The organism is Pseudotabrizicola sp., from assembly GCF_030656345.1.
In the GTDB taxonomy this organism is placed as follows: Bacteria; Pseudomonadota; Alphaproteobacteria; order Rhodobacterales; family Rhodobacteraceae; genus Pseudotabrizicola.
In genome coordinates this window covers 68,088-92,794 of record NZ_JAUSNR010000002.1, presented here as the reverse complement: position 1 = coordinate 92,794, position 24,707 = coordinate 68,088, and the positions used below count along the sequence as shown (strand labels likewise).

Here is a 24,707-nt window from a genome sequence, read left to right as displayed (position 1 = left end):
AGTGGGCGGTTCGGTTGTAGTCGGTGACCCAAGGAGCCCGTCTTCCTCGCGCGTATAGCGAAGGGTCAGTTCATCCACGGTCGCGCAGATATAGACGTCCCGTGCGACGTCATATTTGAAGTCGGCCTTCACATGCATGCCCGCGCTGCGATTGCCCGAGGTCTCGGGGCGCGACATGGTCACCGTGATCGCGGCCTTGTCGCAGGTGGCGATCTCGACACAACTGTAGTCTCCATTGTCCGTTGCAACAGCCTTTGTCAGTCGGGGCATGGATTTTGTCGCGCCCGAGCGCGTGTTTGGCGGCAAGCGCCATCGGGCTGATGATGCCGATGAAGAAGGGCCGTTTCACCGAAAGCCGGGGGCGGTTTGGCCGCGTCTGAGTTTTGCCGTGAGCATGGGATCAGCAGTACGACCTTTTACAAATGGCGCGCGAAATATGGCAGCATCGATGCGTCCATGATCAGCCAGATGAAGGCGCTGGAAGATGAGAACCGGCGGCTGAAGCACATGTTTGCCGATCTGAGCATGCAGGCTGACCTGCTTCTCGAGACACTTGGAAAAAGTGACGCCGCCTGCTCAGCGCCGGGAGCTGGCCGAGAAGGCGGTGGCAACGAAGGGGAACAGCATCGCGCTGGCCCGCCGGGCGCTTGGCGTCAGCGAGACCTGTTTGAGCTGCAGACCGGAGCGCGACGAAGAGAACGAGATGATCGCCGACCTGCTGGTTGGGCTGACGAATGTCCACAGGACCTGGGGGCTCGGGCTGTGCTTCCTGCACCTGCGGAACGTCAACGGCCATATCTGGAACCACAAGCGGGTCCACAGGATATGCTGCGAGCTGGAGCTGAACCTGCGCTTCAAACCGCGGCGACGGGCGCCATTTCCGGCTGCTGAACGTGCTGGACGATTTCGACCGTGAGGGTCTGGACATCACGGTCGACTTCTCGCTGCCGGCAGAGCGGGTCATCCGTTCCCTGAACCAGATCATCGAATGGCGTGGCAAGCCTTTGGCGATCAGAGTTTGAAACCATCGATGAGGCACAGCAGATCGCCACCGACTGGCTATGGACCTATAACAACGAGCCCCCAACATGGGCAGTGGCGGGTTCACCCCGCTCAGAAACTGAAAATGTCCGCGTAGGTTCTACGGTCGTGCCCCGCCAAAACGGGGCGGATTACCGTGGGAACAAAACACTGTCACCTAAACACATTTGCTGGCACGGGAAGACAAGAGCGCGATGCCCCGGGCCCTTGGCCCGCCTGCATCGGCAGCTCATTCGGTGTGGCCGACCGGGCCTTGGGCAAAAAGCGACTGCACACCTTCTTCGGTCACGCGCGCCATCGGGCCGGGAAACCGCAGGACGAACTGGCGGCGGTCGGAGAGGATGACAGTGACCACAGTCTCCAGATCGGGGCAGCCGGGGTCGCGGCAGTCCAGTTCGGCCAGCATGATGGTGTCGCGGTCGCACAAACCCATCGCGCTGGCGACCCACAGCTTCACGCGGTCTGTCACGACCGGATCGGCGGGGGCTTTGCGTTTGAACAGGCCAAACATCAGCGGTCTGTCCTGCCCAAGGGAGCCCAGAGCACCAGCCCGTCCTCGGCGGCGGCAAGCATCCAGCCGGTGTCGGGCGTCACCACCAGATGGGTGATCGCAGCCCCGGAGCGGCGCTTGATCACACAGGGATCGAAACCCATGTCGAGTTCGCTGTAAAGCACGACGCCGTTCTCGAACCCGGTCAGCACGGCGTCGTGGCCCGGCAAGCCGCAAACTGCGGTCGCCAGGGCGTCGCCGTCATGGCACAGCGTCAACGGTCGCTTCCCCATTGGGCCATTTGCGCCATCAAAGGGCCAGCAGATTGCCTCTTGCGCGCCACTGCTGGCGAGGTGGGGCAGTTTTCCGACCCAGTCCATCGACTTGACCTTGGCCGGATAGCCCGACATCCGCATGTCGGCCTTGTCGCGCAGCCGCCACCCGTGCAGGGCATTTTCCTGCATCGTGGTGACAAGAAACCGGTTGTCCGGGCTCCACGTCACCGCCCCATGGCTGCCTGCCCATTTCAGCGATGATGCCTTCCAGTCGCGCCGGCCACGGGTCCAGAGCGTGACGCCGCCATAATGCGCCACGGCCAGCCGCCCGCCCTTACGGTCAAAGGCCATGCCGCCAACTGTGCTGGGGTGATCAAGGGCGTAAACGCGGCCCCCAACGTCCGTCAGATGCGCGGTCTTGCCGACCGAGGCTGCCCACGCACCCTTTGGGTGCGTGGCGACACAATCGACCCAACTGCCGCCGTGCCGGGCCAGTTCGGTCATCCCCTTGTCCGCATCCAGATGCAGGACGCGGCCATCGTCGCCCCCCGTCAGAACGCCCGAGGTGTGGCGGGCTACGCACAGGATTGCGCCCCTGTGCGCTGGGACCTCCTGCACCGGCAGGTTCGGGCGGAACACCCGGATCTGCCCATCGCCGAAGCTGGCATAGACGCTGTCACCGACAGCCACCGCCCCAGTCGGAACCGCGTCGCAATCGAAATACCGGCCTACCTTTTCGATGGCAGTGGGCTCAGGCGGGCGGGTCAGCGGTGGTGGAAGCGTCACGCCGCCTTGCACGACTCAAATCCCTCGCGCAGACCCATGCTGGCCAGATTGCGGCCGATGAACACCAGTCTGGTCTGGCGCGGCTTGTCGGTCGGCCACGGACCCAAGAGGTTGCCGTCCATCAGCATATGCACGCCCTGAACGACATAGCGTTGATCCTCGCCCGCCATGTCGATGATGCCTTTGGACCGCAGCAGGTCTTGCCCCTTTTCGCGCAGAAGGCGGCTGAACCACATCTGGAAGGCGTCGGGGTTCATCGGCACATCCGAATGCAGCGAGATGCTTGTGACCGCGTCATCATGTTCATGCGCATGGTCTTCGGTCAGGAAATCCGGCTCGATCTCCAGCACACGGTCCAACTCAAACGCTTTCAGGCCCAACACCTGATCAAGGTCCACGTCGCAGCGCGCGGTGCGGATGATCTTTGCCGTTGGGTTGATCGCGCGCAACCGGGCCTCGACCGCGGTCAGCGTTTCGGCATCCACAAGGTCGGTCTTGTTCAGCAGCACGATGTCGGCAAAGGCGATCTGCTCGGCAGCCTCGTGGCTTTCGTCCAGATGGGTGGAAAGGTTTACCGCATCTGCAACCGTCAGGATCGCATCCAGCCGCGTGCGGGCGGCGACGTCGGCATCGACGTAGAAGGTCTGCGCCACCGGGGCAGGATCAGCCAGTCCCGTGGTCTCGATCAGGATACCATCCAGCCCCTTGCGCTTCATCAGTCCGCCGATGATGCGGATCAGATCACCGCGCACGGTGCAGCAGATGCAGCCGTTGTTCATCTCGAACACTTCTTCATCGGCATGGGTGACAAGGTCGTTGTCGATGCCGGTCTCACCAAACTCGTTGATGATGACGGCGAACTTGCGGCCATGGTTTTCGGTCAGGATACGGTTCAGGAGCGTCGTCTTTCCGGCACCCAGAAAGCCGGTGAGAACGGTAACGGGGATTTGTGCGGACATGGTCATTCCTTCAAAGCGGCGGTGAGGGTGGCGGTGGTGTGGCGCATCATGTTCAGGTAGGTGCTGGCCGGTCCATCCGGGCCAGACAGCGCGTCGGAAAACAACGTGCCGCCAACCTTTGCCCCGGTTTCCGCAGGAATCTGCCCGAGCAGGCGACTGTCCGGGGTGTTTTCGACGAAAACGGCCGTGATGGACTCGGCCTTCATCTGTGTGATCAGTGCGGCCACATCGCGGGCATGGCTCAGGCCACCCAGCGCAAAAGCCGCCCAGAGCAGGCCCGATACAAGGGCTGCCACAGCCAGCCGCAGGCCAAGCCCCGCCACGATCAGGCTGAAGCCGGTCATGGCTTGCCCCCTGCCACGCTGTTAGAGCCCGCTTCACAATCGCCACAGCGGCCGTGCACCTCGACGACCGGATGGGTCGGGCGAAATCCATCGCGTGCCAACGCTTTGGTGATGCGCCCCACTTCGGTACCAGCATCGCGCTCTTGCACCCGGCCGCAATCATCGCAAATCGCGAAGACAACCGCCCGGTCACCTGCCTCCGTGGCCGCAAGATAGGCGTTCAGTGATTCAATGCGACGCACACGCCCCGCACGGATCAAGTGCTCCAACGCGCGGTAAATTGTCGTCGGCGCAATGCGGGGGCGTTCCGGCTTCAGGCGATCAAGAATGTCATAGGCCGAAGCCGGGCCGTTGGCTGCACGCAGCACATCAAAGACCAGCAAATCGTTGCCGGACAGCACAGCGGTCACTGGATGGGGCGGGATCGACTTGGTCACGGCAGCCTCTCGGTTCGGCAAGATGGTTATACTATAACATAACATCCCACAAGCACCGACGCGTCACCTTGCAACGCTACATCCTGCGCCGCGCCAGCAGGCCGACAAAGAACACGCCGCCAATCAGGCCCGTCACAACGCCGATCGGCATATCTTCGGGCGCCATGACAACACGGGCCACGATATCGGCCCAGATCAGGAAAATCGCGCCGAACAGGGCCGAAAACGGCAGCACGCGGGCGTTGTTGCCCCCCATCACAAGGCGCACAATATGCGGCATCATCAGGCCGACAAAGCCGATGATCCCGGAAAACGCCACCATGACTCCGGTGATCAGCGCACCTGCGACAAACACCTGCAACCGGAACCGGGCAGGTGCGATGCCAAGGGTGGCGGCGGTTTCATCACCCACTGTCATCGCGTTCATCTCGGGCGCGCGCAGCCACAGCCACAGGCCGGTGGGCACCAGCACCGCCAGCGGCCAGATCAGATGCGCCCATTGCGCAAGGCCAAGGCCGCCAAGCATCCAGAACACCACCGTATGCGTCGCGCGCGGATCACCCAGAAAGATCAGAACGTTGGCCCCGGCCATCACGATAAAGCTGACGGCAACGCCTGCCAGAACCAGCCGGTCCGCACTGGTCGCCCCCGCCAGTTGCGCCACCCCTACCACCAGCATCGCCGCCACCAGTGCGCCAGCAAAGGCCAGCAAAGGCACCGTCAGCAGTCCCAGAAACAACCCGGTGTGCAACAGCGCCAGAATGGCTCCAAACGCTGCCCCGGATGAGATACCCAACAGATGCGGGTCCGCCAGCGGATTGCGCGTCACCGCTTGCAAGGCCGCTCCCACCAGCCCCAGCCCCGCCCCCACCAGCGCCGCCAGCAGCGCGCGGGGAAAGCGGATTTCCCAGACAATCGCCGAGGCACCTGTGGTCCATGTGGCCTCGACCATCCCCGGCATCAGCTTGCCCACCAGAACGCCCACGACCGTTGGCAGCGGGATGGACACCGCGCCCACCGCCACGGCCAGAAGGATGGATGCGCCAAGGGTGCAAAGGCCGATCAAGGCCCCGACACCAAGGGTCAGGCGACGGGATGCGGCATGGGTCAACGTGCTGTCAATCATGGTGCCCTCCGGGGGTATGGCCCGCGCAAAGGTTGCGCGGGCCGCGTGATCAGTTGGCAGCAAATCCTGCGACCAGCTTTTCCACCGCGGCGATATTGCGCGGCCCGGGCGTTGCCTCGACATATTCAAGCACGACAAAACGGTCGTTCACCACCGCATCAATGCCCGCAAATGCCGGATTGGTCTTCATGAAGGCGATCTTCTGTTCGGCAGTCACATCGCCGTAGTTCACGATGACGATCACTTGGGGGTTGCGTTCGACCACCGGCTCCCAAGCAATCTCGGTCCAGCTTTTCTCGACATCGTCCATAATGTTCACGCCGCCCGCCGCCTCGATCATGGCTGTGGGCATGGCGTATCTTCCGGCGGTAAAGGGGGCCTCTTCGCCGCTGTCATAGACGAATACGCGGAGGGGGTTGGCGCGGTCCACGCCCGCCGTCACCTCGGCCAGACGCGCCTTGTAGCCATCAACCAGCGCCGTCGCACGGTCAGACACGCCAAAGATCGTGCCCAGATTGAGTAGGTCACTATACATGTCCTCCATCGCAACCTTGTCCTTGGCGCCGATGTGGATGCAGCTTTCGGTCAGCTCATAGGTCTGAATGCCAAAGGGAGCCAGCGTTTCAGGCGTGACTTCACCGCCGACCTTCATGCCATAGTTCCAGCCCGCAAAGAAAATGTCAGGCTCGGCCCCGACCAGCACTTCCTTGGTCGGATATTTGGCCGACAGTTCCGGCAATTCGGCAATGCCGTCGCGCATCTGCGCATCAAGCGTTTTCCAGCCTGAAATCCCAGTATAGCCGACCATCCGGTCGCGCAGGCCCAGAACCAGCATCATCTCGGTCAGGTTCACGTCGTTGGAAACGGCGCGGGCCGGGGCGGCCTCAAAAGTCACGTCGCGGTCGCAGCTTCTCACCGTGACGGGGAACGCGGCGGCGGACGTGGCGGACAGAAGCAAGGCAAGGGCGGCAAGTTTCATCGGGGTCTCCGTTAAAGATGAAAGGAATAGCGCGGGCTGGGTCCCGTGGTGTCGATCCGCGCGGTCACGTCGAAGGCGCGGTTGATGATATCGGGGGTCAACACATTGCGCGGCGCGCCATGTGCAATCAGCCGCCCATGGTGCAGGATCAGCACCGCATCGGCATGTTCCGCCGCCAGCGTAAGATCGTGCAACGTCAGGATTACCGTCAGGCCAAGACCGCGCAGCAAGGTCAGCACGTCCAGCTGGTGGCGGATGTCAAGATGGTTGGTCGGTTCGTCCAGCACCAGCAGTTCCGGTTCCTGCGCCAATGCGCGCGCCACCATCACCCGCTGACGCTCGCCGCCCGACAGTGTGCCAAAGGGCTTGGCTGCAAAGCGCACCAGATCCATCCGGTGCAGACTTGCGGCCACGACCTTGGCGTCCCGTGCCCCTGCCCCGGCAAAGCCTGCGCGGTGCGGGGTGCGGCCAAGGCCCACCATCTCGCGCACGGTCAGGGCGAAATCCGTGGGCTGTTCCTGCAGAACGGCGGCAACGCGGCGGGCAGCGACACGGGGGTTCAGCGCCCACAGGTCGGTGCCGCCCAGCAGCACCTGCCCCGCATCCGGGCGCAAATAGCGGTAAAGCATCCGTAGCAGTGTTGATTTGCCCGCACCATTCGCGCCGCAGATCGCAAGCACCTGACCTTGTGGCACGGTAAAGCTGACATTGTGCAGGATTGGCGTGCCACCGCGCGGTGCCCATGAGAGGCCCGATGCCACAAGATGCTCCGTCATTGTGCGCCCTCACGCGTCCAAAGCGGCAGAGACGGGATTCGCGCAAGGGCACTGCGTGACAGCTTGCCGGGGCGGTCAGTGGACGAACACCAGCCATCATTCAGCACTGCGTAAAGACCTGCGAAAGCGACAATGTCGGCGCAATCTGCGGGGCCGAGATCACCGAACAACCACGCCGCCTTGCCGTTTGCGGCAAATCCCACCGTGCAGGGGCGCGTGCAGCCAGCCATGCAGAGCACGCCGGACACCGTGAATGTGTTCGACAAATCGCAAGCGGCGAAAGCCTGATGCAAGGTCTGCAGCAAGGCTGCGCCCGGCAGATCATCGGCACCAACATCGCAACATGCCGTGCAGACAAAGACATGGTGGCAGGCAGCAGGCGCAGGGTGCACTGTCATCACAGCACCGTCGGGTTTGGGGCATCGCCGTAAACCGCGACCGGATTGAACACCTTGACGTGCTCGACAAACCGCAGCGCTCCCGCCTGCCCCACCGGCACAGCCCGGTAAAAGCACGACCGGTAACCAACATGGCACGACGCCCCGCCTGCAACCTCGACCCGCAGCCAGACGGCATCCTGATCATCGTCGATCCGCATCTCGATCACGCGCTGCACAAGACCCGAGGTTGCCCCCTTGTGCCAAACGCACTTGCGGGACCGGCTCCAGTAATGCGCCTCGCCCGCCTGTATTGTCAGGCGCAGGGCTTCGGCTGTCATCACCCCCATCATCAACACCTCGCCTGTCGTTCGGTCCGTGGTGACAACCGGGATTAGTCCGTCCACGTCGAACCGTGGCGCAAGGCACATGCCTTCCTCAACCTGCGCGATGCTGGTGCGGGGGGCAAAATCTATGGCATGCATGACGGGCTCCGGACTGTGTCAACGGCTTGCATAATGTAATGTTATAATATAACGCAAGTGATTATTGACAGGACGAAAGGCGCACTCAGACATGACAGCCCCCGCATTGCCCATTCCGGTCACGCTGCTGACCGGGTTCCTCGGGTCTGGCAAAACCACACTTCTGAACCACCTGATCCGTGATTCCGGCATGGGGCGAGTGGCGGTGATTATCAATGAATTCGGTGATATAGGCCTTGATCACGACCTGATAGAAGAAGCGACCGAAGAGATGGTCCTGCTGCAATCCGGGTGCCTGTGCTGCACGATCCGGGGCGACCTGGTGACTGCCATGCTGGCGCTGCTGCGCCGTCAGGCGCTGGGCGAAGTGGCCTTTGACCGCGTGGTGATCGAGACGACAGGTTTGGCCGACCCCGGCCCGATCCTGCACACTCTGTTGATCGAGCGCGAACTGGCAGCGGCCTTTCGGCTGGACGGCGTCGTCACCACGGCCTGTGCCGCCACCGGGCCACGCAGCTTGGACGCGCAGTTCGAGGCGGTGAACCAGATTGCCCTTGCCGACCGGATCGTGCTGACCAAGACCGACCTTGTCACCCCAAGCGAGCTGCGCCGGTTCGAAACCCGTCTGGCCCAGATCAACCCCGGTGCCGCCCGCATCACCGCCAATCAAGGCCGCGTGGCACCCGGCACCCTGTTCGGCATCAGCGGCCTGCAGGCAGACGCCGATCCCGCGCAAACCCTCTCCTGGGTCAATGTCGCTGCCTATGCGGCACCCAGACCCACGCCGCCTGCCCAGCCCATCGGTCACGGCAACCCCACCTATGGGCTGTTCGCCCCGAACCCCGCCGCAGACCCGTTTGCCGGCCTTTCGATGGGGTTTCACAGGCCTGCGCCGACTGCCGCTCTCAGCCTGCACGACAGCCGCATCACGTCTGTCTCGGCCATCATCGACGATCCGATCCCGGCGGACATCTTCGATTTCTGGCTCGATACCCTGATCGCGCTGCGCGGCCCCGATGTCTTGCGCATGAAGGGCATCGTGCATGTAGAGGGCATCCAACACCCCTTCGCCTTTCACGGTGCGCAACACATCTTTCATCCGCCGGTCAGCATGCCGCACTGGCCAGAAGGTGACCGCACCAGCCGGATCGTAGTGATCGGTCGCGACATCCCGCGCGACATTCTGGAAAGCAGCCTTGCCGTTTTGCGGATACGCCCGGAACAAAGCGCGCTGGGCGGGCTGCTGGCGCGGCACATTCAGATGTCGTAGCGAGCGCAATCGACCACGGGTTCGTGGGTCAGGCGCAGCGCGGTGGAATCGGATCACGTCTTCGGGCAAGAATGTTAATGACGACTGGGGCTGAGTGGACGCCTTGGTCGAGGGCTTCGCGGCAAGCGGCCTCGACTGCTTGCAATCCGTCTTCGCGAACGCAGCTCAGGATCGGTGACCGCACCCCGTCACTTGTTCCCGTCAATCCATTTCGACATGAGCCCCTTGTCGCGGAAGCACTCGTCCGGGACGGCGCGCCGTTTGATGCGGGCGAGACGCTCGGCAAAGGCGACCTGTTTCGACGACGGCAGCGGGTCAAGCGCGGAGACCGGTTTCAACCTGGCCTGCCCGTCGATCCAGGAACTCAAGGCTCGCCGATCCTGCTGTACCTCCCAAGGCAACAGCGTCTGGTTGCGCAGCGCCAATGACCGCGCATAGGCGATCTGCTTGGACGTCACCGGCAGGGCAAAACTGGTGTCTTCCATCGGAAAAACTCCTCTGCTACTTGGTACTGCTGTATAGAACATATCAGGAACATAATCAACCACCGCTCAGCGAAGGACCGAGGTCAGAGACGCAGAGGCAGGATGGGGCGGGGAGCTGGAAGGCTGCACGAGAGCGCCTTCGGCCCTCCCGTTTGCCCCAACATGAGGTGTTCTGATGACGTTCCAACCGTTGATCCCGACCGTTTTGACGCCGGCCGTTGTTTCTGTCCTGCCTGATACCGCCGCCGCGATCGCCGTCGTGCAGATCGCTTCGCTCCTCCGGGGGGCGCCGTCACAACGGCCCGGCGGGCGTGCTATGCTTGCAACATGTGCAATCGGCTTGCCCATAAGATCCGTATGGCTTCACACAGACATACTCGTCAGCGTCGCAGCCGTGTCCACGACGCTTGCCAACCCCGAGGTATCAGCCTGGTTCGCTGTTTTCGGGGGGGCAGCGACGCCACTCCCTTGTGCGCGCTAGGGCCATGGCAAAAGTACGGTGGTCCGCATCGGACACAGAAGCATCTGGCATGAAGGTCTGACCGCCCATCCGCACCCCGCTTATATCCTGACCGCACAGTTCGGCCAGACCCAGTGCGGTCAGTTCGTGCATCGGTGCCACGCTGATCGCACGTCCCGCAGCCGAGGCGAGGAATTGGGCGAAATAGGCGCTTTGCGACACACCCCCGTCGATAGAGATCGTCGCGCCCAAGCTGACGGTGCCACTGGCTTCCTCGATCAGGTCAACCGTCAAAAGGGCGATCCCCTCCAGAACCGCGCGGACCATGTCGCGACGGTCGGTGGTGTGGTCCATGCCAATGAACAGGGGGGCCGCTAAGCGATCCCAGTGGGGGGCGGCAAGACCGGACAGGGCTGGCACAAAGACCAACCCGCGCGATATGGCAGACGGCCCGTGAAAGGTGCCAAGCTCGTCAAGGGTCGAGAAAAGCCCGATCCGGCGGGCCCATTCCAGCGCAGAGCCTGCGTCGTAGACGCCACCTTCAACCGCAAACAGGGCGGGCTGGCCCTGACGCTTCCACGCCAGTGTCGGTAACAGGCCTTCGACCATCGGCCGCTCGGTCCCTGTCAGCGCCAGAAGAAAGGCCCCGGTACCAAAGGTGATCTTGCAATCTCCGGGCAGGCGCGCGTTGTGGCCGTAAAGCGCTGCCTGCTGGTCAACGATTGAGGCCCGGACCGGCACGCCGCCAATCGTGCCAAAACCGGCGTCCACCGCCCGGATCGGCGGCAGGCATTCGATTGGTACGCCGTGCAGGGCGCAAAGTTCGGCGCTCCATTCCTGCGTTGCCAGATTCATCAATCCGGTGCGCGAGGCGGTGGCGCAATCCGTGGCGAACACCCCCGCCAGCCGGTCCAGAAAGAAAGCGTCGGTTGTGCCAAGCCGCAGGGTTCCCTTTGCTTCTGCAGCGCGCACAGTGGCCAGATTCTGCCGCAGCCACGCCAGTTTCGATGCCGAGAAATAGGGGTCCAGCGGCAGACCACAAATCGCTTTCGACCGTTGGGCATCAGCTGCTGGCCGCACGGAAAGGGTGCCCTGCGTGCGGGCATCCTGCCACACGATCACCGGCGACAGAGGCGCTTTGGTCTCTGCATGCCATGCAAGGCAACTTTCACCCTGATTGGCCAGACCGATCGCATCGACATCACCCGTCGCCTTGAGACAGGCGCGGATGTTGCGGATCATTTCTTCGGCGTCATGTTCAACCCAGCCCGGCTGCGGGTGGTGCTGAGCATGCCGGAGGCTGGCTGCGATCTGCCAGTTGCCGTGTGCGTCAATCACCAGCGCACGGGTCGACGTGGTGCCTTGGTCAATGGCGGCGACCCGCATCAGTCAGACTCCCGGAATGAGAAATGGACATGGGCCGCCTGCATGGCCTGTTTCGGGATTGGCACAAGGATGCGGCGTTCCGGCATCCAGCGGTTTTGCAGGCGGAACACCGCGCGACCATCCAGCTCCAGGGCGATTTCCCCGACGACCGGGCGCGTGACACGCAGTTGGAAATGCTGCATACCTGCCATACCACGCTGCAAAAACTGGGGCACGACATAGCGCAAGGGCGCGTCATGGGTGACGCGGACTGTTGCAGTTGCTGTGCCTCGCTGCAAATCCGCAGCGATGGTCTGACCGATGCAGCGCCCTTCGCGGTAAGCCCAGCCGCACGTTTCGACCGGCCTTAGCAGATTGCCCGCCGCGTAAAGTCCGGCCGCCAGACGCCCGGTCTGATCAATCACGGGTCCAGCCGTATCTGGGCAGAGCGCAAGACCGGACATCTGCAGAAGCGAAGCCTCTGGGGTGAAGTGCCCGGTCAGAAGCAGGCCGTCGCAAGCGATGACCTGTTCCTGTCCGGCTCGGAGAATGCGGACTGCCTCAACCCGGCCCTTGCCGATGATGTCCAGCACCTGTGTCCCGGTGTGAAAGGGAATGCCCAAAAGGCCCGGAAACCACGACAGGGGGGCACAGACCAAGGGGAAAGGCCGGGTTTCAATCACGGCGACGGGGTAAATGCCGTTGCTGCGGCAGGTCATAACGGCCGATAGTGTCACCAGTTCCGATCCCAGGATCAGCGGGCGTCGGAAAGGGATCTTGTGCTGGAATGCGATCATCGCCTGCAACGTCCCGGTGGTGATGACCCCGACCGGGCGGTCTCCCGGCAGCATCCGGGCGGAACGCGGCTTTTCCCGCGCGCCTGTTGCGATCAGGATACGGCGCGCCGTCAGCGATGTCAGGCCGTCGGGATTGGCGATTTCCAATTGGCCACCCGGTCCGATCCGCGTCACTGACTGGTGATAGCGCAGGTCGACCCCGGCGCGGGCGGCGTCGTTTTGCAGCCTTTGACCATAGGCGGCACCCAGGTAAATGCGGCCGAACTCACGCATACCAAAGGGAGAGTGACTGCAATGCCGGGTGGCGCCGCCCAGACATGCTTCGCGCTCCAGAATGATCACCGAATGCCCGTGGTGCCGCAACTCCAACGCCGCCGCTACGCCCGCAGGTCCGCCGCCGACGATGGCCACATCCACGGTCATTCCGCGGCCCCCTCGCAGGACAGGGGACAAGCCAAGTGTCCGGCGGAAATCTCGGCCAGTCGGCCCTGACAGTAAAAGCCCTGACACCGCCCCATCCCGGCGCGGGTGCGACGCCGCAGGCCGCCAAAATCGCCGGGCGGCACGGGCGAGGTCAGGCAAGTCTCGACCTCCCGCCGGGTGACCATCTCGCAGTGACACAGGATTTCGCCATGGCCGGGTTGCTGCCAGTCGCGGGGGCGGGTTTCGGTCAGGTTCGGCACTGTGACGGGGGGAATTTCGGCTGGCTTGAGAAACGGCTGTGCAAATGCCGCATGCAACCGAACCGCATGTTGAGCCAACCCCAATGCCGCGCTCAGTCCGGTGGACCGGATGCCGCCCAGCACAATCGCGCGGCTTTTTGGGTCGCTGGAGACGCGGTAGTGCTTCTTTTCGGTGCCGGGGCGCAGACCGGCGTATACCGCCGTCACCTCGATACCGGCAAGAGACGGTACCAGTCTCTCCCCATGCGCCTTCAACATCTCCAACGTTGCTGTCTCTACGGTGGCGCGATCGCGGTCCCCCTGCTCTTCGGCGGTGGGACCAACCAGCACATTGCCAAAAGCCGTGGGGCAGATGACGATGCCCTTGGTGATCTCGTTCGGAACCGGCAGCAGGATTTTCGGTACGTGAACAGCGGCCGCCTTGTCGAGCACGACGAACTGTCCCTTGCGGGGCCTGATGTTGAAATCCACAGGCAGGCCCAGCCGTGCGTTGATCTCATCCCCGAAAAGCCCTGCGGCATTGACGACTGATGCGGCGTGAATGTCGCCCTGGCTGGTCTGCAAATGCCAGTCACCCGAAAAGCTGCCGGATAGCAGCTCTGTATTGCGGCGGAACTCGGTGCCAAGGGCCACCGCCTCGGTCAGATAGGCCAGCGGCGCAGACCACGGGTCGATCACATGTTCGCCCTTTATGTCGACTGCGGCGAGCAGGGCTTTCGACAGGCCGGGAACCGCCTGCCTTGCCTGAGGTCCGGTCAGAAGGTGCACCTCGGATATGCCGTTCTCATGTGCCTGTACCGCAATGGACTCCAACTGCGCCCCCTCGTGATCGGCCCAGGCACAGACCAAAGCGCCGGTTTCCACAATTGACAGCCCAAGTGCGCCATGGATGTCCAGATATTCCGCCCTTCCCGCCTTGATCAGATCCAGCTCAAGACTTCCGGGTGGCGCGTCAAATCCTGTGTGCAGGATTGCGCTGTTGGCTTTGGAGGCCCCCGACAGAATATCTGCCCCTTTTTCGATCACCACGACCTTGGCACCCTCACGGGCAAAGCGGCGTGCCACCGCGCAGCCCACGACCCCGGCCCCGATGATCGCCACATCAAAGCGTGGCACTTTGGGTTTGGCGAGGGGCAAAGGCATGTGCTTTCCAATCAGAACTCGCCGGGGCAACTAACGAAGTCGCTGTTATTGTTGTAGCGCGCCTTGACGCCGTTGCCTCCGACAGCATGCTGACAGAGCGACCCCAACGACTTGCAGGTGTCATCACCGGGCGGCGGCTGCGCGTCCAGACAAGCTGGGTCTAGGTTTGCGCGCCGGGAGGGTGTTAAGTAGCATCAGCGGGTGCCTTGTCGGGCCAAAAGCGGACGCCGGGGCGGGCGAGGCCGCCACCGAGAGCAAGAACTGTCCCATCGGCGCGCCAGCAGGCAGCCCCTGTCTGGGTGTCGTCAAATGCAATAGCATTCATACCCCCACCAATATGCGGGACAACCTTAACCTTGTGACCCAACGCTTCAAGAGCGGGCTTTTGTGGGGCGTAACCTTCTTCCAGCTCCACCTCCTGGCCCTGGGTCCAGATCCGTGGGGCCTCGACGGCCTCTTGCAGGGTCATGCGATGGTCTATCAGATTGACAATGGCCTGCATTGCCGACGGAAAGATGCGCAACCCACCCGGCAGGCCCAATGCAAACACGGGTTTGCCATCTTGCAGAACCATCATCGGGGCCATGGAAGTGGGCACCCGTTTTCCCGGTACGATGGACAGTGCTTTGCCGGGGCGCGGATCAAAGTTTGACATGTAATTGTTCGGTATGATCCCGGTCTCCGGCACCACGAACCGCGCCCCGAACAGCCCGTTGATGGTGTGGGTGGCGGTGACAATGTTGCCATCGCGGTCAGCAACGGTGATATGGGTTGTGTCCTGACTTTCGCGACCCCGAGCAAAGGGATCTGGGTGGCCTGCACTGCTGCGGATCTGCGCGCGGCACTCGGCGGCATAGGTTTTTGAGGTCAGTCGCCCCACCGGCACATCCACAAAGTCCGGATCGCCGGAAAAGGCGCGGCGGTCTGCAAATGCGATGCGGATAACCTCGGCCAGCAGGTGCAGGCCTTCGGTCGTGCCGACGCCCATAGCCGCAACGTCGTATCCTTCGAGCATGTTGAGCATCTGGGTCACATGAACCCCGGAAGACGCGGGGGGCGGCGGGCCTGCGATCTGGAACCCACGGTAAGTGCCGATGATCGGCGCGCGGTCAACGGGGCAGTAGGTGCGCAGATCATCCAACGTGACCCAGCCCGCATCAGGCCCGCCGGTTTTCATGCGTGCCGCCAGCGCGGCCCCCAGCGCGCCACCGTGCAAGGCGGCTGCACCCTCCTGCTGGATCAGTCGCAGGCTTTGCGCGTAGTCGCCCATTGCCATCCGGTCGCCGGGGTTAAGGGCCGCGCCGTCGCGCAGCACCAGCCGCGCCATTTCGGGGTCGCGGCCCAGTTCCGCCTCGGACTCCTTGATAGCGCCTGCCAGATAATGCGTGACCACAAAACCGCGTTCGGCGAGCCGGATCGCAGGTTCTACCACATCCGTGAAGGACAGCTTGCCAAAGCGCCTGTGCATGCTGCACCAGCCCGCAAGGTTTCCCGGAACTGCAACGGCCGACGCCCCGCTCAGGTTGCGATTGTCTTTGGCATCCATGTATTGCGCCGGATCGTCTGAAACCGGCTGATAGATTTCGGGGTGCATCGACGCCGCTGCTGATGACAGCGCATCGATCACCAGATGCTGCCCATCGGCCAGGCGGATATGGGACAGCCCGCCGCCCGCAATGCCCACCATCATCGGCTCTACTACCGTCAAGGCCAACAGGGCTGCCACGGCGGCGTCAATCGCATTGCCCCCGGCGGCGAGCATTTCCGCCCCGGCTGCCGATCCAAGCGGATGGTTGGTCACCACGACGCCACCGCTGCCGCTGGCGGGTGATTTTTCGCAAACGAAGGGGAGGCGCGGGCGTGTCATGATGGCTCTCTGGTTGGTGCGATACGTGCTGGGGCATGGCCGGGATCCATGGGCCCCGGCCAGAACAAGTGCATGGATCAGGCCAGCTTTGCGAGAACTTTGGCAGAAGCTCCAGACAGATCGCCCAGCTTGACGCCGGTATCGCGTACGCTGGCCTCGCGATCTTTGCCCCTGATCTGAGTTTCGATCGCTTTGCGGGCCTCGGCTTCCACCTCGTCCGGGGACAGCACGACAACGCCGCTTTCATCCGCCAGCACCGCGTCGCCCGGCATCACAACGGTGTTGCCGACAGAAACCGCCACGTTGATCGCCCCGCCCAGATCGTAAATGCGGGTGGTGATCGGAGAGATGCCCCGGCACCACATCGGAAAATCTGATGCCTCGATCTCTTCCAGATCCGTGCAGGGGCCATCGACAACTGCACCAACCGCGCCAGCCGCTTTGGCACCCACGGTCACGCCGCCGCCCCAACATGCGTAGCGGTCATCATGCAGGCGGTCGACAATCACGAAATCACCGGGCCTGATCAGGCTGAGCAGGTGATGCAGCAGGGTGGAATCCGGGCCGGGAATGGCGATGGTCACCGCAGTACCGACAACGCGGCGGCGCGGGATCAGCGGTTGGATCTTGCGGCTGAGAAAGCCGAACTGCCGCCAATGGCCGAGCGTCGCGGTTTCGCATTGCGCCAAAAGGCTCAGATGTTCCGCCGGAATCTGCGCGGGCATTGGTTTGATCTTGTAGGTCATGTCAGGTCTTTCGATGGTTAAGACAGGAAATTCAGCGCCCGAAGGCTTTGGCAAAGCCGACGCTGCGTTCTACGACCAGCACGATGGCCAGCGAGATCGCGATCAGCAGCACCGCCAGAACAGCGACCATCGGGTCTGTCCGTTCATCGACATAGCGATAGATCGCGACCGGCAGGGTTTGCAGGCGCGGGCCGACGATGAACAGCGACAGCACGATTTCGTCAAACGACAGGATCGCGGCAATGGCGCTGGAGGCGATGACGCCGGGCATCAGCCGGGGCAGTGTGATCAGCAGAAAGGTCTGCAGCGGACGCGCACCCAGCGTCATGGCGGCCTCTTCCAGATCCGTGCCCAGATTGGACAGGGTGGTTTGAAGAATGCGCACCGAAAACGGCAGCGTCATCACCAGATGCGCCAGCACCAGCCCCGGATAGGTCGCCACCAGCCCAGCGGGGGTGAACACCATCAACAGGCCCAGCCCCAACATCATCGCGGGCAGCACCAGCGGTGCCAGAATCAGGTTGCGGATCAGCGTGCGGCCCGGAAATTCCATCCGCACCAGAGCATAAGCTGCGGGCAGGCCCAGCAGCAGGCTGAGCACTGCCACGATCAGCGCGATGATAGCGCTGTTTTTCAGCCCGGCCATGAAGGTCGTGTTGCCCAGAACGGTACTGTACCACTTCAGGCTCCAGCCCGAGGGCGGGAAAGACAGATAGCTGTCGGCGCTGAACGAGATTATCAGAATGATCAGCATCGGCAGGAAGATAAAGCCGAAGATGGCTATCACGTAGGCCCGGCCAAGAATGGAAAGCAATCTGGTCATGTCAGCGTGTCCTTGTCATCAGGCGAACCAGCAGTGCGGTCACGAGCATGGCCACCAGAAACAGTCCCAACATCAGGAATGACAGCGCAGCGGCGGTCGGCCAGTCGAGCGACATCAGCGCAAGGTCATAAACCTCGGTTGCCAGCAGGAACACGCGCCCGCCTCCCAGCAGCGTTGGTGTGATGAAGGACGATACCGACAGTACAAAACCGATGGTCAGTCCTGCCACGATGGCGGGCAGGCTTAGCGGCAAGATGATGCGCAGAAAGACGATATGGGGCGGCGCGCCCAGCGACATGGCGGCATCGTCCAGCCGGCGGTCCAGCTTGCCCAAGCCTGCCATGATGGTCAGAAACATAAAGGGCATGATGCTTTCCGACAGGCCGATGACGACGCCAAAGTAATTGTTGACGATCCGCAGCGGTGCGGCGATCAGCCCGACGCCAAGCAGCAGGTTGTTTAACAGCCCGTCGTCGCCAAGGGTGATCATCCAGCCGAACGACCGCACCACCGCCGAAATCAGCAGCGGCGATGCCGCCAGCACCGTCAGCGGCGTCCGCCAGCGCGATGTCATCCGCGACAGAAACAGGGCCATCGGATAGGCCATCGCCAGCGCCACCAGCGAACATGTGACGGCCAGGCGCAGAGTTCGCCCAAGCAGATCCAGATAGTAGGTGTCGTTGAGGATCTTGATATAGGTGCCCAGACTGACAGCAGGGATGATCGCGCCGAAATCAGACTCGTTCAGCGACATGCGGAACAGCCACAGGATCGGCGCGATGAACGACACCAGCAGCACCAGCAGCACCGGTGCAAGCAGCAGCCATGGCGTCAGGCGCGTGCGGCCATCTGTGGCAAGGGCGCTCATGATGCAAACAGACGCATGTCGCTGGCCTGCCAGTCCAGCGTGACACGCGCACCAATGTTGGACAGTGCGGCATCTGCGCTGTTCGGGCGCAGTTCGGCAATCAGGGTCTGACCGCCATCAAGCCTGATCTCGGTCTCGATCATGCTGCCGACGAAGACGCGACGCATGACCGTGCCGGAAACTCCCTCAGGCGCAGGTGGCATCAGACGGATAGCATGGGGGCGCACCATCGCGGCGACACTGTTTCCGGTGACACTGTTTTCGGGCACATCGGCAGGAAGCGGTTGCGGCAGTGTCTGCCCGTCGCACGTCAGGACAGGCTGGCCCCCAACGAGGGAAAGTTTGGACGAAAGATTATTCGCCCGCCCGATGAAGTTTGCAACGAACGGGGTTGCTGCGCGATCATACACGTCGGTCGGGGTGCCGATCTGCTCCAGCCTGCCCGCATTCATCACGGCAATCCGGTCGCACATTGTCAGGGCTTCTTGCTGGTCATGGGTGACGAACAAGGTGGTGATGCCGGTGCGCGTCTGGATGTCGCGGATTTCAAACCGCATCTCGTCGCGCAGACGGGCATCAAGGTTTGACAGCGGCTCGTCAAGCAGCAGGATCTCTGGCTCGATCACGATGGCGCGGGCGATGGCGACTCGTTGCTGCTGGCCGCCGGACAGCTCTGACGGCCAGCGGCTGCCATAGCTGTCCAGCCGGACGGCGCGCAGGGCTTCGGCAACCCGGGCGCGCTGGCCTTCTTTGCTGACCTTGCGCAGCCGCAGCCCGAACGCCACGTTCTGTTCAACGGTCATGTGGGGGAACAGGGCGTAGGACTGGAAAACCAGACCCAGATTGCGCTCCCACGGTGGGCGCGACACGATATCCTGCCCGCCGATCATGATCTGGCCCGAGGTGGGGGCCAGCAACCCTGCGAACATGCGCAGGGTAGTGGATTTGCCGCAGCCGGACGGACCGAGAAGTCCAATGAACTCGCCTTTGGCAATATCGAATGACAAAGCGTCCACCGCCGGCCGGGCACCGCCATAGTCAAAGGTCAGCCGGTCAATGCGGATATGCGGCGGAGCGGTGTCAGCCAAGGGGGAGGGGCGCAGGTTCATGGGTCCGTCCGTTTCGCTGTCAGTTGCCGGCCGAGATGATCTGGCGCTTCCAGATCTGGTTCCACTCTTCGGACTTGGTGGCAGCCCAGCCCCAGTCGAGCGGCAGGATCTGCTCCAGCTGACCAGCTACAGTGCGCGCGGTGGCCTCCGGGCTGACCACTGCCTTTGCGTTGACCGGGGCATAGAACATCGCTTCGGTAAAGGCGGCCTGAGCTTCGGGCGACAGGGCGTAGTTGATGAACGCCTTGGCAGCCGCCTCGTTCTTGGCGCCTTTGATCAGGTTGATTGTATTGATCTGCAGGATGGTGCCTTCCTTGGGCAGAACAACGTCCAGTTTGCCCGCAGACTCATCGGCATAGTATTGCGCGCGGGCATTCCAGCCCGTCGCCAGTGCAACAGTACCGTTGATGACCAGCGTGTAGGAATCCGGCTTGGGGTCAAAGGTCTGCACGGCAGGTGCCAGTTCGGCCAGCTTGGCAGATGATTGCTCTACCGACTGTGTATAGTCTTCGCCCAGCATCGCCGAGGTCATCACCATCAGGCCAGAGCCAAGGATCGAGGGCATCGAGGTCACGGCCAGTTTGCCCGCGTATTGCGGATCCCACAGCACGGAAAGCGAGTCCGGTTTGGTGGAGATGGCCTCGGTGTTGTAGACCAGCACGAGGTTGTCAAAGGTAACGGCCGGACCAAAACCTTCTTGCACGGTCGCCTGCGGCAGCAGATCGGCCAGGTTCGGAATGTCGGCCACCGAAAGCGGTGCAAGCAGCTCTTCCTTGTTGCCGATAAGCGCGGTCGACACGTCAAAGATCACAACATCGGTCTGCACATCACTGGCCTGCGACCGCAGGTTGCCCAGCATCACCGACGACGCGTTTGACGCAAAGTAGTTCACCGTGACATCCGGAAATTTCTCTTGAAACGGTTTGATGACCGCCTCGGTGTATTTGTCCTGAAAGATGCCGGAATAGGCCGACAGCGTGATTTCGCCCGATACCTCGGTTGACTGCGCGTGGGCTGCGCTGGCCAGCAGGCTCGTGGCCGCGAGGGCGCAAAGAAGGCGTGATGTCATGTTAAAGCAGGCTCCTGTTGGATGAAGGCTCTCCGGGAACGGAGGTGCCGTTTCGAGCGACGACTGCCCAGGCAGTCAAAGGCGCAGCACGAAACAGGCCCCTTGCGGTGGCTGACCGTGCGTTGGCGAAGGTCGGGCGGATCACGTGCCCCCGGCCGCATTTCGGGGCAAATAGCGATTTCTGCAGGCTTTGGACGGCCCGGTTGATCCCCTGATGCAACGGTTTTCCATCCGCGATGTCCAATCGAATTTTTTTAACAAGCGCATCAAAGAAACTTTGGATGGGGCCATGAGGAGAAATATGTAATACTTTGAAATTTATATGAAGTTTGGTTAATGTTTTGCGTCAAATGCAGGAAGCCGGCCCCAGAAAGGGGCCGGAGGTGGGGAGGGTGATTTTGATGGGTGCTGCTGGTCGCTGCAGGCTGGTACGCCTAGTAGCCCCGCTTTGCGTCCGCAAGATCGGCAACAGTACCCGCGTCCTCAAAGGCGCGGATATTTTTGGCGACGATCTTGCTGCCGGTCGGCGCGTCGATCATCGAGGCGACATGCGGGGTCACCGTGATGCGCGGATGGTCCCAGAACGGATGATCCTTTGGCAGTGGTTCGACATGAAAAACATCCAGCGTCGCCCCAGAGATCTGCCCCGAACCCAGCGCATCAATCAGATCGCTGTCTACCATGTGGGAACCACGTGCGGCGTTGATGACACACGCCCCGCGCTTGAGCCTGTTGAAGGTGTCAGCGTTCAGAATGCCCAATGTGCTTTCGGTCAGTGGCAGAAGGCAGACAAGAATTTCGGTGCCTTCGAGAAACGCGCCAAAAGCCTCGTCGCCCGAATATGTTGTGACGCCTTCGATGATCTTGGCAGAGCGCGACCATCCCACCACGTTGAAGCCGATCTGTGCCAGCAACTGCGCGGCGGCGGCCCCAAGATTTCCCAGACCCATAACCCCGACACGCCGCTCGGGGGCGGGGGGCACGATGATCTGATCCCAGAGGTGGGCAGCCTGATTGGCCTGGATCTGCGGCAGCTCCCGGTGGTGGCGCAGAACATGCAGCGCGATGTATTCCTTCATCCGTTGTGTCAGGTCGGTACCCACGGTGCGGATGATCGGCACATCCTGAGGCAGCTCCTTGTCCGCGAGCACATGGTCGATCCCCGCGCCCAGCGACACGATGGCCTTCAGATTGCGGAACGGCGTCATGGCCCCGGTGGCTGGCCGCCAGACCACCGAATAGGTAATGGCGTCGGGATCGGGCACCTGATTGATGGGATAGATATCCCAATCCGGCATCAGATCGCGAAGCATCTTGCACCACCATTCGGTCTTGTCGTTGGCGGGCAGGGAAACGGCAATGCTCATCAGGTATCCTTGGGCGTTGTAGCGCGTGTGCAGAGTGGCGCTTGGGGGCTATCTTTATTCAGCCCACGCGGCACGGCAGCGTCAAAGCAAAAATTCTGGTCTGGTCCATAGAAAGTTTTTATGTGAAAATCATCGCCATGCCCGATAGACCTTCCACATGAACTTCAAACAGCTTGAAGCCTTTTACTGGCTGACCCGCCTGCAAAGCTATCAACGCGTGGCCGATCACATCGGCCTTACGCAACCGGCTGTTTCTGCTCGTATTTCCGGCCTGGAAGAAAGCTTCGGCGTGCAGCTGATCGATCGCTCGCAATCCGAATTTACCCTGACGGAACAGGGGCACGAAGTCGCCGAATATGCTGAAAATTTCCTGAACCTGAGCGAGACGCTGACCAGCCGGTTGAAGGCCAAGCAAAAAAAACGTTATTCGATTGGTCTGGTTGCAATGGTCAGCCAGACATGGGGTGTCACGTTGCGGCGCAAGATCGCCGCCATGCCCGATGCCCCGCTCGTAGATTTCTATGCCGGGGGAAACATCGATCTGCGCCCGCTGGTCAAATCGGGTGCGCTCGATATGGCTTTTGTGACAGGCGAAGCGGGCTTGCCGCAAATTCCAAATAGCTTTTCGGTGCTGTACCATGTCGGCTGGGCGGCCCGGCCCGATGTAGTGGGGGAAATCCTGCGACCCCTGACGCCGGATGAGCTGCGCGAACTTCCTCTGGTGCTATATCCGCACACCTCGCCGTTGTTCGGCCCGGTGGCAGAGCTGATTGAGGAAACGCGCCGGCGGCCAAGCGCCCGCCACACCGGCAACTCTCTCGCCACGATCTGCGATATGGTCCGTTGCGGCTACGGCGCGTCTGCAGTGCCACTGGCTGCGCTGGAAAATGACATCGCAACCGGCATGCTGGTCGAGATCCCGACGACGGTGCGATTGGCCCCGTTGGACATCCGCTGCGTTCACGTCAACAAGGCGCGCAAGGTGCAGACCGAGCAGATTTTCCAACTGGCCCGGCAGGCCGCCGAGGAATGGGCGGCCGCGCATCCACGCTATGTAACCTTTCTGCCGCACTGACCATGGGTCGTGCAGCTTCTGAAAGCCGACTGTCAGCGGGCAGAAAGACAGGTTTTGAGCAGCGCGATCGGACGGGTGTTCTGAACGCCTGCGCGCAGAGCCGTCTGACAGCGGCAAGAAAAGCCCGTGGCCAGATCGGTCTGAACTGTGCGGGTGACATGCCCGGCCCAGTTTTGCGCAAAGGTCTTCGATGAGACCGTCTGATTCCGCACCTCATGCCCCCAGGTGCCCGCCATCCCGCAACAGCCAATCTTTGGCAGGTTGACCGTAACGCTTAAACAAAACGTGATCACTGGTCTTGCCAGACATGCACGCCCCCTGATCACGGGCATCGGTGGAAATCATGCTGCCAATGGTGGCACGGGACGAGGTGGAACGCTCTGGCGCAAAAGACCAAGCCATAAGGTGCAAGCGCCGCATTCTGGTCCACGCGACACGGCGGATCTGCAATGCATTGCCCGGCTGCTGACAGTCCCCCGTTTTGGCCAAATCGTTCCGCGCCCGCGCGGTGGCGGCACCGGAACCAATGGGCAATCCCTTGGCGCGGGGGCTGGTGGTTCGGACAGATCCCCTTCGAAACTGGCTTTGCGCAAGGCGCTCAGGAAATCCGAGTACAGGTTTATGTCCCTCTTCTTTGCGATGCCGTCAGGGGCGGCACACGTGCCGCCCTGCCTTTTGAGGACGCGTCAGGCCGCAAAGCCTTTGGAGACGTGATCACGGATGAAGCCGGCACCGATTTTGACGAGGCGGTCGGTCAGGGCCTTGCCAGTTTCGGCCGAGCAGTGCACAGGATCGCCGCCCCACACGCCGTGCGGCGCGCTTTCAATCGCTTCGATGGGGGCTTGCAGGCGTGCGCCGTCGTATTTGATCGCGGCAAACCCGGCCACCTCTAAGCCCATGGCCTTCTGGCCGTTCGGGGGGGCCTGACGCAAATCGAGGCGCAGGATCTCCGGGTAGTAATGCAACCCGATCGAGGTCAGCGGGTCGCCGCCGTGCCCCGAGGATTTCGCCGCCTGTTCGGGACCGAGAATGTCTTTGAGCAGCTCATAGCTGATCTGCCAAAGATACATCGACGCCACGAACATCCCGTTTTTTTGCCGCCACTTCAGCGACACATCATTGATGGGCCCGACATTGCCCCCATGCCCGTTAATGACAAGAATCTTGGTCAGACCATGCCGCGCGAGGCTGGCAAACATGTCGTCCAGCAAAGCGGAAAGTGTGGCCTGACTGATGGCAATGCCACCGTGCGAAGAACCGAAATAATCGGCCCCGCCAAACGGGATTACCGGGGCGATGAACGTCGGGACGCCTTCGGCACGCGCGGCGCGGGCGATGTCCAGCGCCACACATTCGGCAGCCAGATAGTCGCCCATCGGCGCGTGCGTGCCCTGATCCTCCAGCGAGCCCATCGGCAGCAGGATCACGGCATCCTTGTTCAGATACTGACGCGCTTCTTCGCTGGTCAGTTCGGCGATCTTGATCTTGTCGGTCATCATCAGTGT

24 protein-coding genes and 3 pseudogenes are annotated in these 24,707 nt (G+C 62.2%); 3 read left to right on the top strand and 24 right to left on the bottom strand.

Translation table 11 applies throughout. The annotated features are described in order from the left end of the window. Positions 1–33: 33 nt before the first annotated feature. Positions 34–322: pseudogene (locus tag Q7J44_RS00510) on the bottom strand (IS5/IS1182 family transposase); the annotation flags it as partial. Between the two features lie 17 nt (positions 323–339). Here Q7J44_RS00510 and Q7J44_RS00505 point away from each other — a divergent pair. Further along, a pseudogene (locus tag Q7J44_RS00505) lies at positions 340–1,138 on the top strand (transposase); the annotation flags it as partial. A 132-nt stretch (positions 1,139–1,270) separates the two neighbouring features. Here the strand turns inward: Q7J44_RS00505 and Q7J44_RS00500 are convergent. From Q7J44_RS00500 to hisI, 10 genes are all read right to left on the bottom strand, one after another. Continuing rightward, entirely contained in the window at positions 1,271–1,552 is a 282-nt protein-coding gene (locus Q7J44_RS00500; RefSeq protein WP_304875958.1) for a hypothetical protein, read from the bottom strand. Then, the gene (locus Q7J44_RS00495; RefSeq protein ID WP_304875957.1) at positions 1,552–2,592 is read right to left on the bottom strand and encodes a WD40 repeat domain-containing protein; all 1,041 of its coding nucleotides are present in this window, start codon (positions 2,590–2,592) and stop codon (positions 1,552–1,554) included. The genes Q7J44_RS00500 and Q7J44_RS00495 overlap by 1 nt, the downstream gene beginning before the upstream one ends. Continuing rightward, a complete protein-coding gene (locus Q7J44_RS00490; protein WP_304875956.1) occupies positions 2,589–3,551 on the bottom strand; it encodes a GTP-binding protein in 963 nt (320 codons plus the stop codon). The genes Q7J44_RS00495 and Q7J44_RS00490 overlap by 4 nt, the downstream gene beginning before the upstream one ends. Before the next feature lie 2 nt (positions 3,552–3,553). Continuing rightward, positions 3,554–3,895, bottom strand: a complete 342-nt coding sequence (locus Q7J44_RS00485; protein WP_304875954.1) for a metal ABC transporter solute-binding protein, Zn/Mn family — start codon at positions 3,893–3,895, stop codon at positions 3,554–3,556. Further along, positions 3,892–4,332, bottom strand: coding sequence for a Fur family transcriptional regulator (locus tag Q7J44_RS00480; protein ID WP_304875952.1), 441 nt, complete (start codon positions 4,330–4,332; stop codon positions 3,892–3,894). Before Q7J44_RS00480 ends, Q7J44_RS00485 begins: the two co-directional genes overlap by 4 nt. Before the next feature lie 76 nt (positions 4,333–4,408). After that, positions 4,409–5,458: an iron ABC transporter permease gene (locus tag Q7J44_RS00475; RefSeq protein WP_304875950.1), complete on the bottom strand. Its 1,050-nt coding sequence runs from the start codon at positions 5,456–5,458 to the stop codon at positions 4,409–4,411. Between the two features lie 49 nt (positions 5,459–5,507). Next, positions 5,508–6,437: an ABC transporter substrate-binding protein gene (locus Q7J44_RS00470; protein WP_304875948.1), complete on the bottom strand. Its 930-nt coding sequence runs from the start codon at positions 6,435–6,437 to the stop codon at positions 5,508–5,510. 11 nt (positions 6,438–6,448) lie between these two features. Next, a complete protein-coding gene (locus Q7J44_RS00465; RefSeq protein ID WP_304875947.1) occupies positions 6,449–7,213 on the bottom strand; it encodes an ABC transporter ATP-binding protein in 765 nt (254 codons plus the stop codon). Next, positions 7,210–7,611 carry a DUF1636 domain-containing protein gene (locus Q7J44_RS00460; RefSeq protein ID WP_304875945.1) on the bottom strand — a complete coding sequence of 134 codons (402 nt, stop codon included), beginning with the start codon at positions 7,609–7,611 and terminating at the stop codon, positions 7,210–7,212. Before Q7J44_RS00460 ends, Q7J44_RS00465 begins: the two co-directional genes overlap by 4 nt. Then, positions 7,611–8,075: a phosphoribosyl-AMP cyclohydrolase gene (gene hisI / locus Q7J44_RS00455; RefSeq protein WP_304875943.1), complete on the bottom strand. Its 465-nt coding sequence runs from the start codon at positions 8,073–8,075 to the stop codon at positions 7,611–7,613. The genes Q7J44_RS00460 and hisI overlap by 1 nt, the downstream gene beginning before the upstream one ends. Before the next feature lie 91 nt (positions 8,076–8,166). Here hisI and Q7J44_RS00450 point away from each other — a divergent pair, with 91 nt between their 5' ends. After that, a complete protein-coding gene (locus Q7J44_RS00450) occupies positions 8,167–9,345 on the top strand; it encodes a GTP-binding protein (RefSeq protein WP_304875941.1) in 1,179 nt (392 codons plus the stop codon). On the opposite strand, the pseudogene Q7J44_RS00445 reads toward Q7J44_RS00450, so the two are convergent. From Q7J44_RS00445 to Q7J44_RS00390, 12 genes and pseudogenes are all read right to left on the bottom strand, one after another. Beyond that, positions 9,333–9,607 (bottom strand): annotated as a pseudogene (locus Q7J44_RS00445) (IS21 family transposase); the annotation flags it as partial. The gene Q7J44_RS00450 and the pseudogene Q7J44_RS00445 sit on opposite strands and share 13 nt — an antisense overlap. Beyond that, positions 9,534–9,830: a hypothetical protein gene (locus Q7J44_RS00440; RefSeq protein WP_304875939.1), complete on the bottom strand. Its 297-nt coding sequence runs from the start codon at positions 9,828–9,830 to the stop codon at positions 9,534–9,536. The gene Q7J44_RS00440 and the pseudogene Q7J44_RS00445, both read right to left, overlap by 74 nt. Before the next feature lie 424 nt (positions 9,831–10,254). Continuing rightward, on the bottom strand, positions 10,255–11,676 hold the full coding sequence (locus Q7J44_RS00435) for an FGGY family carbohydrate kinase (RefSeq protein ID WP_304875937.1): 1,422 nt from the start codon (positions 11,674–11,676) through the stop codon (positions 10,255–10,257). Further along, a complete protein-coding gene (locus Q7J44_RS00430; protein WP_304875935.1) occupies positions 11,676–12,875 on the bottom strand; it encodes an NAD(P)/FAD-dependent oxidoreductase in 1,200 nt (399 codons plus the stop codon). The genes Q7J44_RS00435 and Q7J44_RS00430 overlap by 1 nt, the downstream gene beginning before the upstream one ends. Further along, on the bottom strand, positions 12,872–14,278 hold the full coding sequence (locus tag Q7J44_RS00425; RefSeq protein WP_304875933.1) for an NAD(P)/FAD-dependent oxidoreductase: 1,407 nt from the start codon (positions 14,276–14,278) through the stop codon (positions 12,872–12,874). Before Q7J44_RS00425 ends, Q7J44_RS00430 begins: the two co-directional genes overlap by 4 nt. Positions 14,279–14,462: 184 nt before the next feature. Then, entirely contained in the window at positions 14,463–16,145 is a 1,683-nt protein-coding gene (gene ggt / locus Q7J44_RS00420) for a gamma-glutamyltransferase (protein ID WP_304875931.1), read from the bottom strand. 77 nt (positions 16,146–16,222) lie between these two features. Continuing rightward, positions 16,223–16,891, bottom strand: a complete 669-nt coding sequence (locus Q7J44_RS00415) for an RraA family protein (RefSeq protein WP_304875930.1) — start codon at positions 16,889–16,891, stop codon at positions 16,223–16,225. Positions 16,892–16,922: 31 nt separating this feature from the next. Next, positions 16,923–17,714 carry an ABC transporter permease gene (locus Q7J44_RS00410; protein WP_304875928.1) on the bottom strand — a complete coding sequence of 264 codons (792 nt, stop codon included), beginning with the start codon at positions 17,712–17,714 and terminating at the stop codon, positions 16,923–16,925. 1 nt (position 17,715) lies between these two features. Beyond that, positions 17,716–18,582 (bottom strand): ABC transporter permease, encoded by an 867-nt coding sequence (locus Q7J44_RS00405; protein WP_304875926.1) that lies wholly within the window; start codon positions 18,580–18,582, stop codon positions 17,716–17,718. Then, positions 18,579–19,691, bottom strand: a complete 1,113-nt coding sequence (locus Q7J44_RS00400; protein ID WP_304875925.1) for an ABC transporter ATP-binding protein — start codon at positions 19,689–19,691, stop codon at positions 18,579–18,581. The genes Q7J44_RS00405 and Q7J44_RS00400 overlap by 4 nt, the downstream gene beginning before the upstream one ends. Before the next feature lie 19 nt (positions 19,692–19,710). Beyond that, entirely contained in the window at positions 19,711–20,760 is a 1,050-nt protein-coding gene (locus Q7J44_RS00395; RefSeq protein ID WP_304875924.1) for an ABC transporter substrate-binding protein, read from the bottom strand. A 434-nt stretch (positions 20,761–21,194) separates the two neighbouring features. Then, positions 21,195–22,127, bottom strand: coding sequence for a glyoxylate/hydroxypyruvate reductase A (locus Q7J44_RS00390; RefSeq protein ID WP_304875923.1), 933 nt, complete (start codon positions 22,125–22,127; stop codon positions 21,195–21,197). 157 nt (positions 22,128–22,284) lie between these two features. Between Q7J44_RS00390 and Q7J44_RS00385 the strand changes: the two genes are divergently transcribed. After that, positions 22,285–23,202 carry a LysR family transcriptional regulator gene (locus Q7J44_RS00385; RefSeq protein ID WP_304875922.1) on the top strand — a complete coding sequence of 306 codons (918 nt, stop codon included), beginning with the start codon at positions 22,285–22,287 and terminating at the stop codon, positions 23,200–23,202. Positions 23,203–23,888: 686 nt separating this feature from the next. Here Q7J44_RS00385 and Q7J44_RS00380 read toward each other — a convergent pair. After that, positions 23,889–24,701 (bottom strand): creatininase family protein, encoded by an 813-nt coding sequence (locus Q7J44_RS00380; protein WP_304875921.1) that lies wholly within the window; start codon positions 24,699–24,701, stop codon positions 23,889–23,891. Positions 24,702–24,707 lie beyond the last annotated feature (6 nt).

Bases quoted from the DNA above. Each gene is read 5' to 3' on its own strand.
- Q7J44_RS00450 (WP_304875941.1), top strand. From the start codon at position 8,167: ATGACAGCCCCCGCATTGCCCATTCCGGTCACGCTGCTGACCGGGTTC.
- Q7J44_RS00415 (WP_304875930.1), bottom strand. From the start codon at position 16,891: ATGACCTACAAGATCAAACCAATGCCCGCGCAGATTCCGGCGGAACAT.
- Q7J44_RS00410 (WP_304875928.1), bottom strand. From the start codon at position 17,714: ATGACCAGATTGCTTTCCATTCTTGGCCGGGCCTACGTGATAGCCATC.
- Q7J44_RS00390 (WP_304875923.1), bottom strand. From the start codon at position 22,127: ATGAGCATTGCCGTTTCCCTGCCCGCCAACGACAAGACCGAATGGTGG.
- Q7J44_RS00380 (WP_304875921.1), bottom strand. From the start codon at position 24,701: ATGATGACCGACAAGATCAAGATCGCCGAACTGACCAGCGAAGAAGCG.
- Q7J44_RS00435 (WP_304875937.1), bottom strand. From the start codon at position 11,676: ATGCGGGTCGCCGCCATTGACCAAGGCACCACGTCGACCCGTGCGCTG.
- Q7J44_RS00385 (WP_304875922.1), top strand. From the start codon at position 22,285: ATGAACTTCAAACAGCTTGAAGCCTTTTACTGGCTGACCCGCCTGCAA.
- Q7J44_RS00395 (WP_304875924.1), bottom strand. From the start codon at position 20,760: ATGACATCACGCCTTCTTTGCGCCCTCGCGGCCACGAGCCTGCTGGCC.
- hisI (WP_304875943.1), bottom strand. From the start codon at position 8,075: ATGCATGCCATAGATTTTGCCCCCCGCACCAGCATCGCGCAGGTTGAG.
- Q7J44_RS00500 (WP_304875958.1), bottom strand. From the start codon at position 1,552: ATGTTTGGCCTGTTCAAACGCAAAGCCCCCGCCGATCCGGTCGTGACA.
- Q7J44_RS00400 (WP_304875925.1), bottom strand. From the start codon at position 19,691: ATGAACCTGCGCCCCTCCCCCTTGGCTGACACCGCTCCGCCGCATATC.
- Q7J44_RS00465 (WP_304875947.1), bottom strand. From the start codon at position 7,213: ATGACGGAGCATCTTGTGGCATCGGGCCTCTCATGGGCACCGCGCGGT.
- Q7J44_RS00470 (WP_304875948.1), bottom strand. From the start codon at position 6,437: ATGAAACTTGCCGCCCTTGCCTTGCTTCTGTCCGCCACGTCCGCCGCC.
- Q7J44_RS00460 (WP_304875945.1), bottom strand. From the start codon at position 7,611: ATGACAGTGCACCCTGCGCCTGCTGCCTGCCACCATGTCTTTGTCTGC.
- Q7J44_RS00485 (WP_304875954.1), bottom strand. From the start codon at position 3,895: ATGACCGGCTTCAGCCTGATCGTGGCGGGGCTTGGCCTGCGGCTGGCT.
- Q7J44_RS00440 (WP_304875939.1), bottom strand. From the start codon at position 9,830: ATGGAAGACACCAGTTTTGCCCTGCCGGTGACGTCCAAGCAGATCGCC.
- Q7J44_RS00405 (WP_304875926.1), bottom strand. From the start codon at position 18,582: ATGAGCGCCCTTGCCACAGATGGCCGCACGCGCCTGACGCCATGGCTG.
- Q7J44_RS00490 (WP_304875956.1), bottom strand. From the start codon at position 3,551: ATGTCCGCACAAATCCCCGTTACCGTTCTCACCGGCTTTCTGGGTGCC.
- Q7J44_RS00425 (WP_304875933.1), bottom strand. From the start codon at position 14,278: ATGCCTTTGCCCCTCGCCAAACCCAAAGTGCCACGCTTTGATGTGGCG.
- Q7J44_RS00475 (WP_304875950.1), bottom strand. From the start codon at position 5,458: ATGATTGACAGCACGTTGACCCATGCCGCATCCCGTCGCCTGACCCTT.
- Q7J44_RS00430 (WP_304875935.1), bottom strand. From the start codon at position 12,875: ATGACCGTGGATGTGGCCATCGTCGGCGGCGGACCTGCGGGCGTAGCG.
- ggt (WP_304875931.1), bottom strand. From the start codon at position 16,145: ATGACACGCCCGCGCCTCCCCTTCGTTTGCGAAAAATCACCCGCCAGC.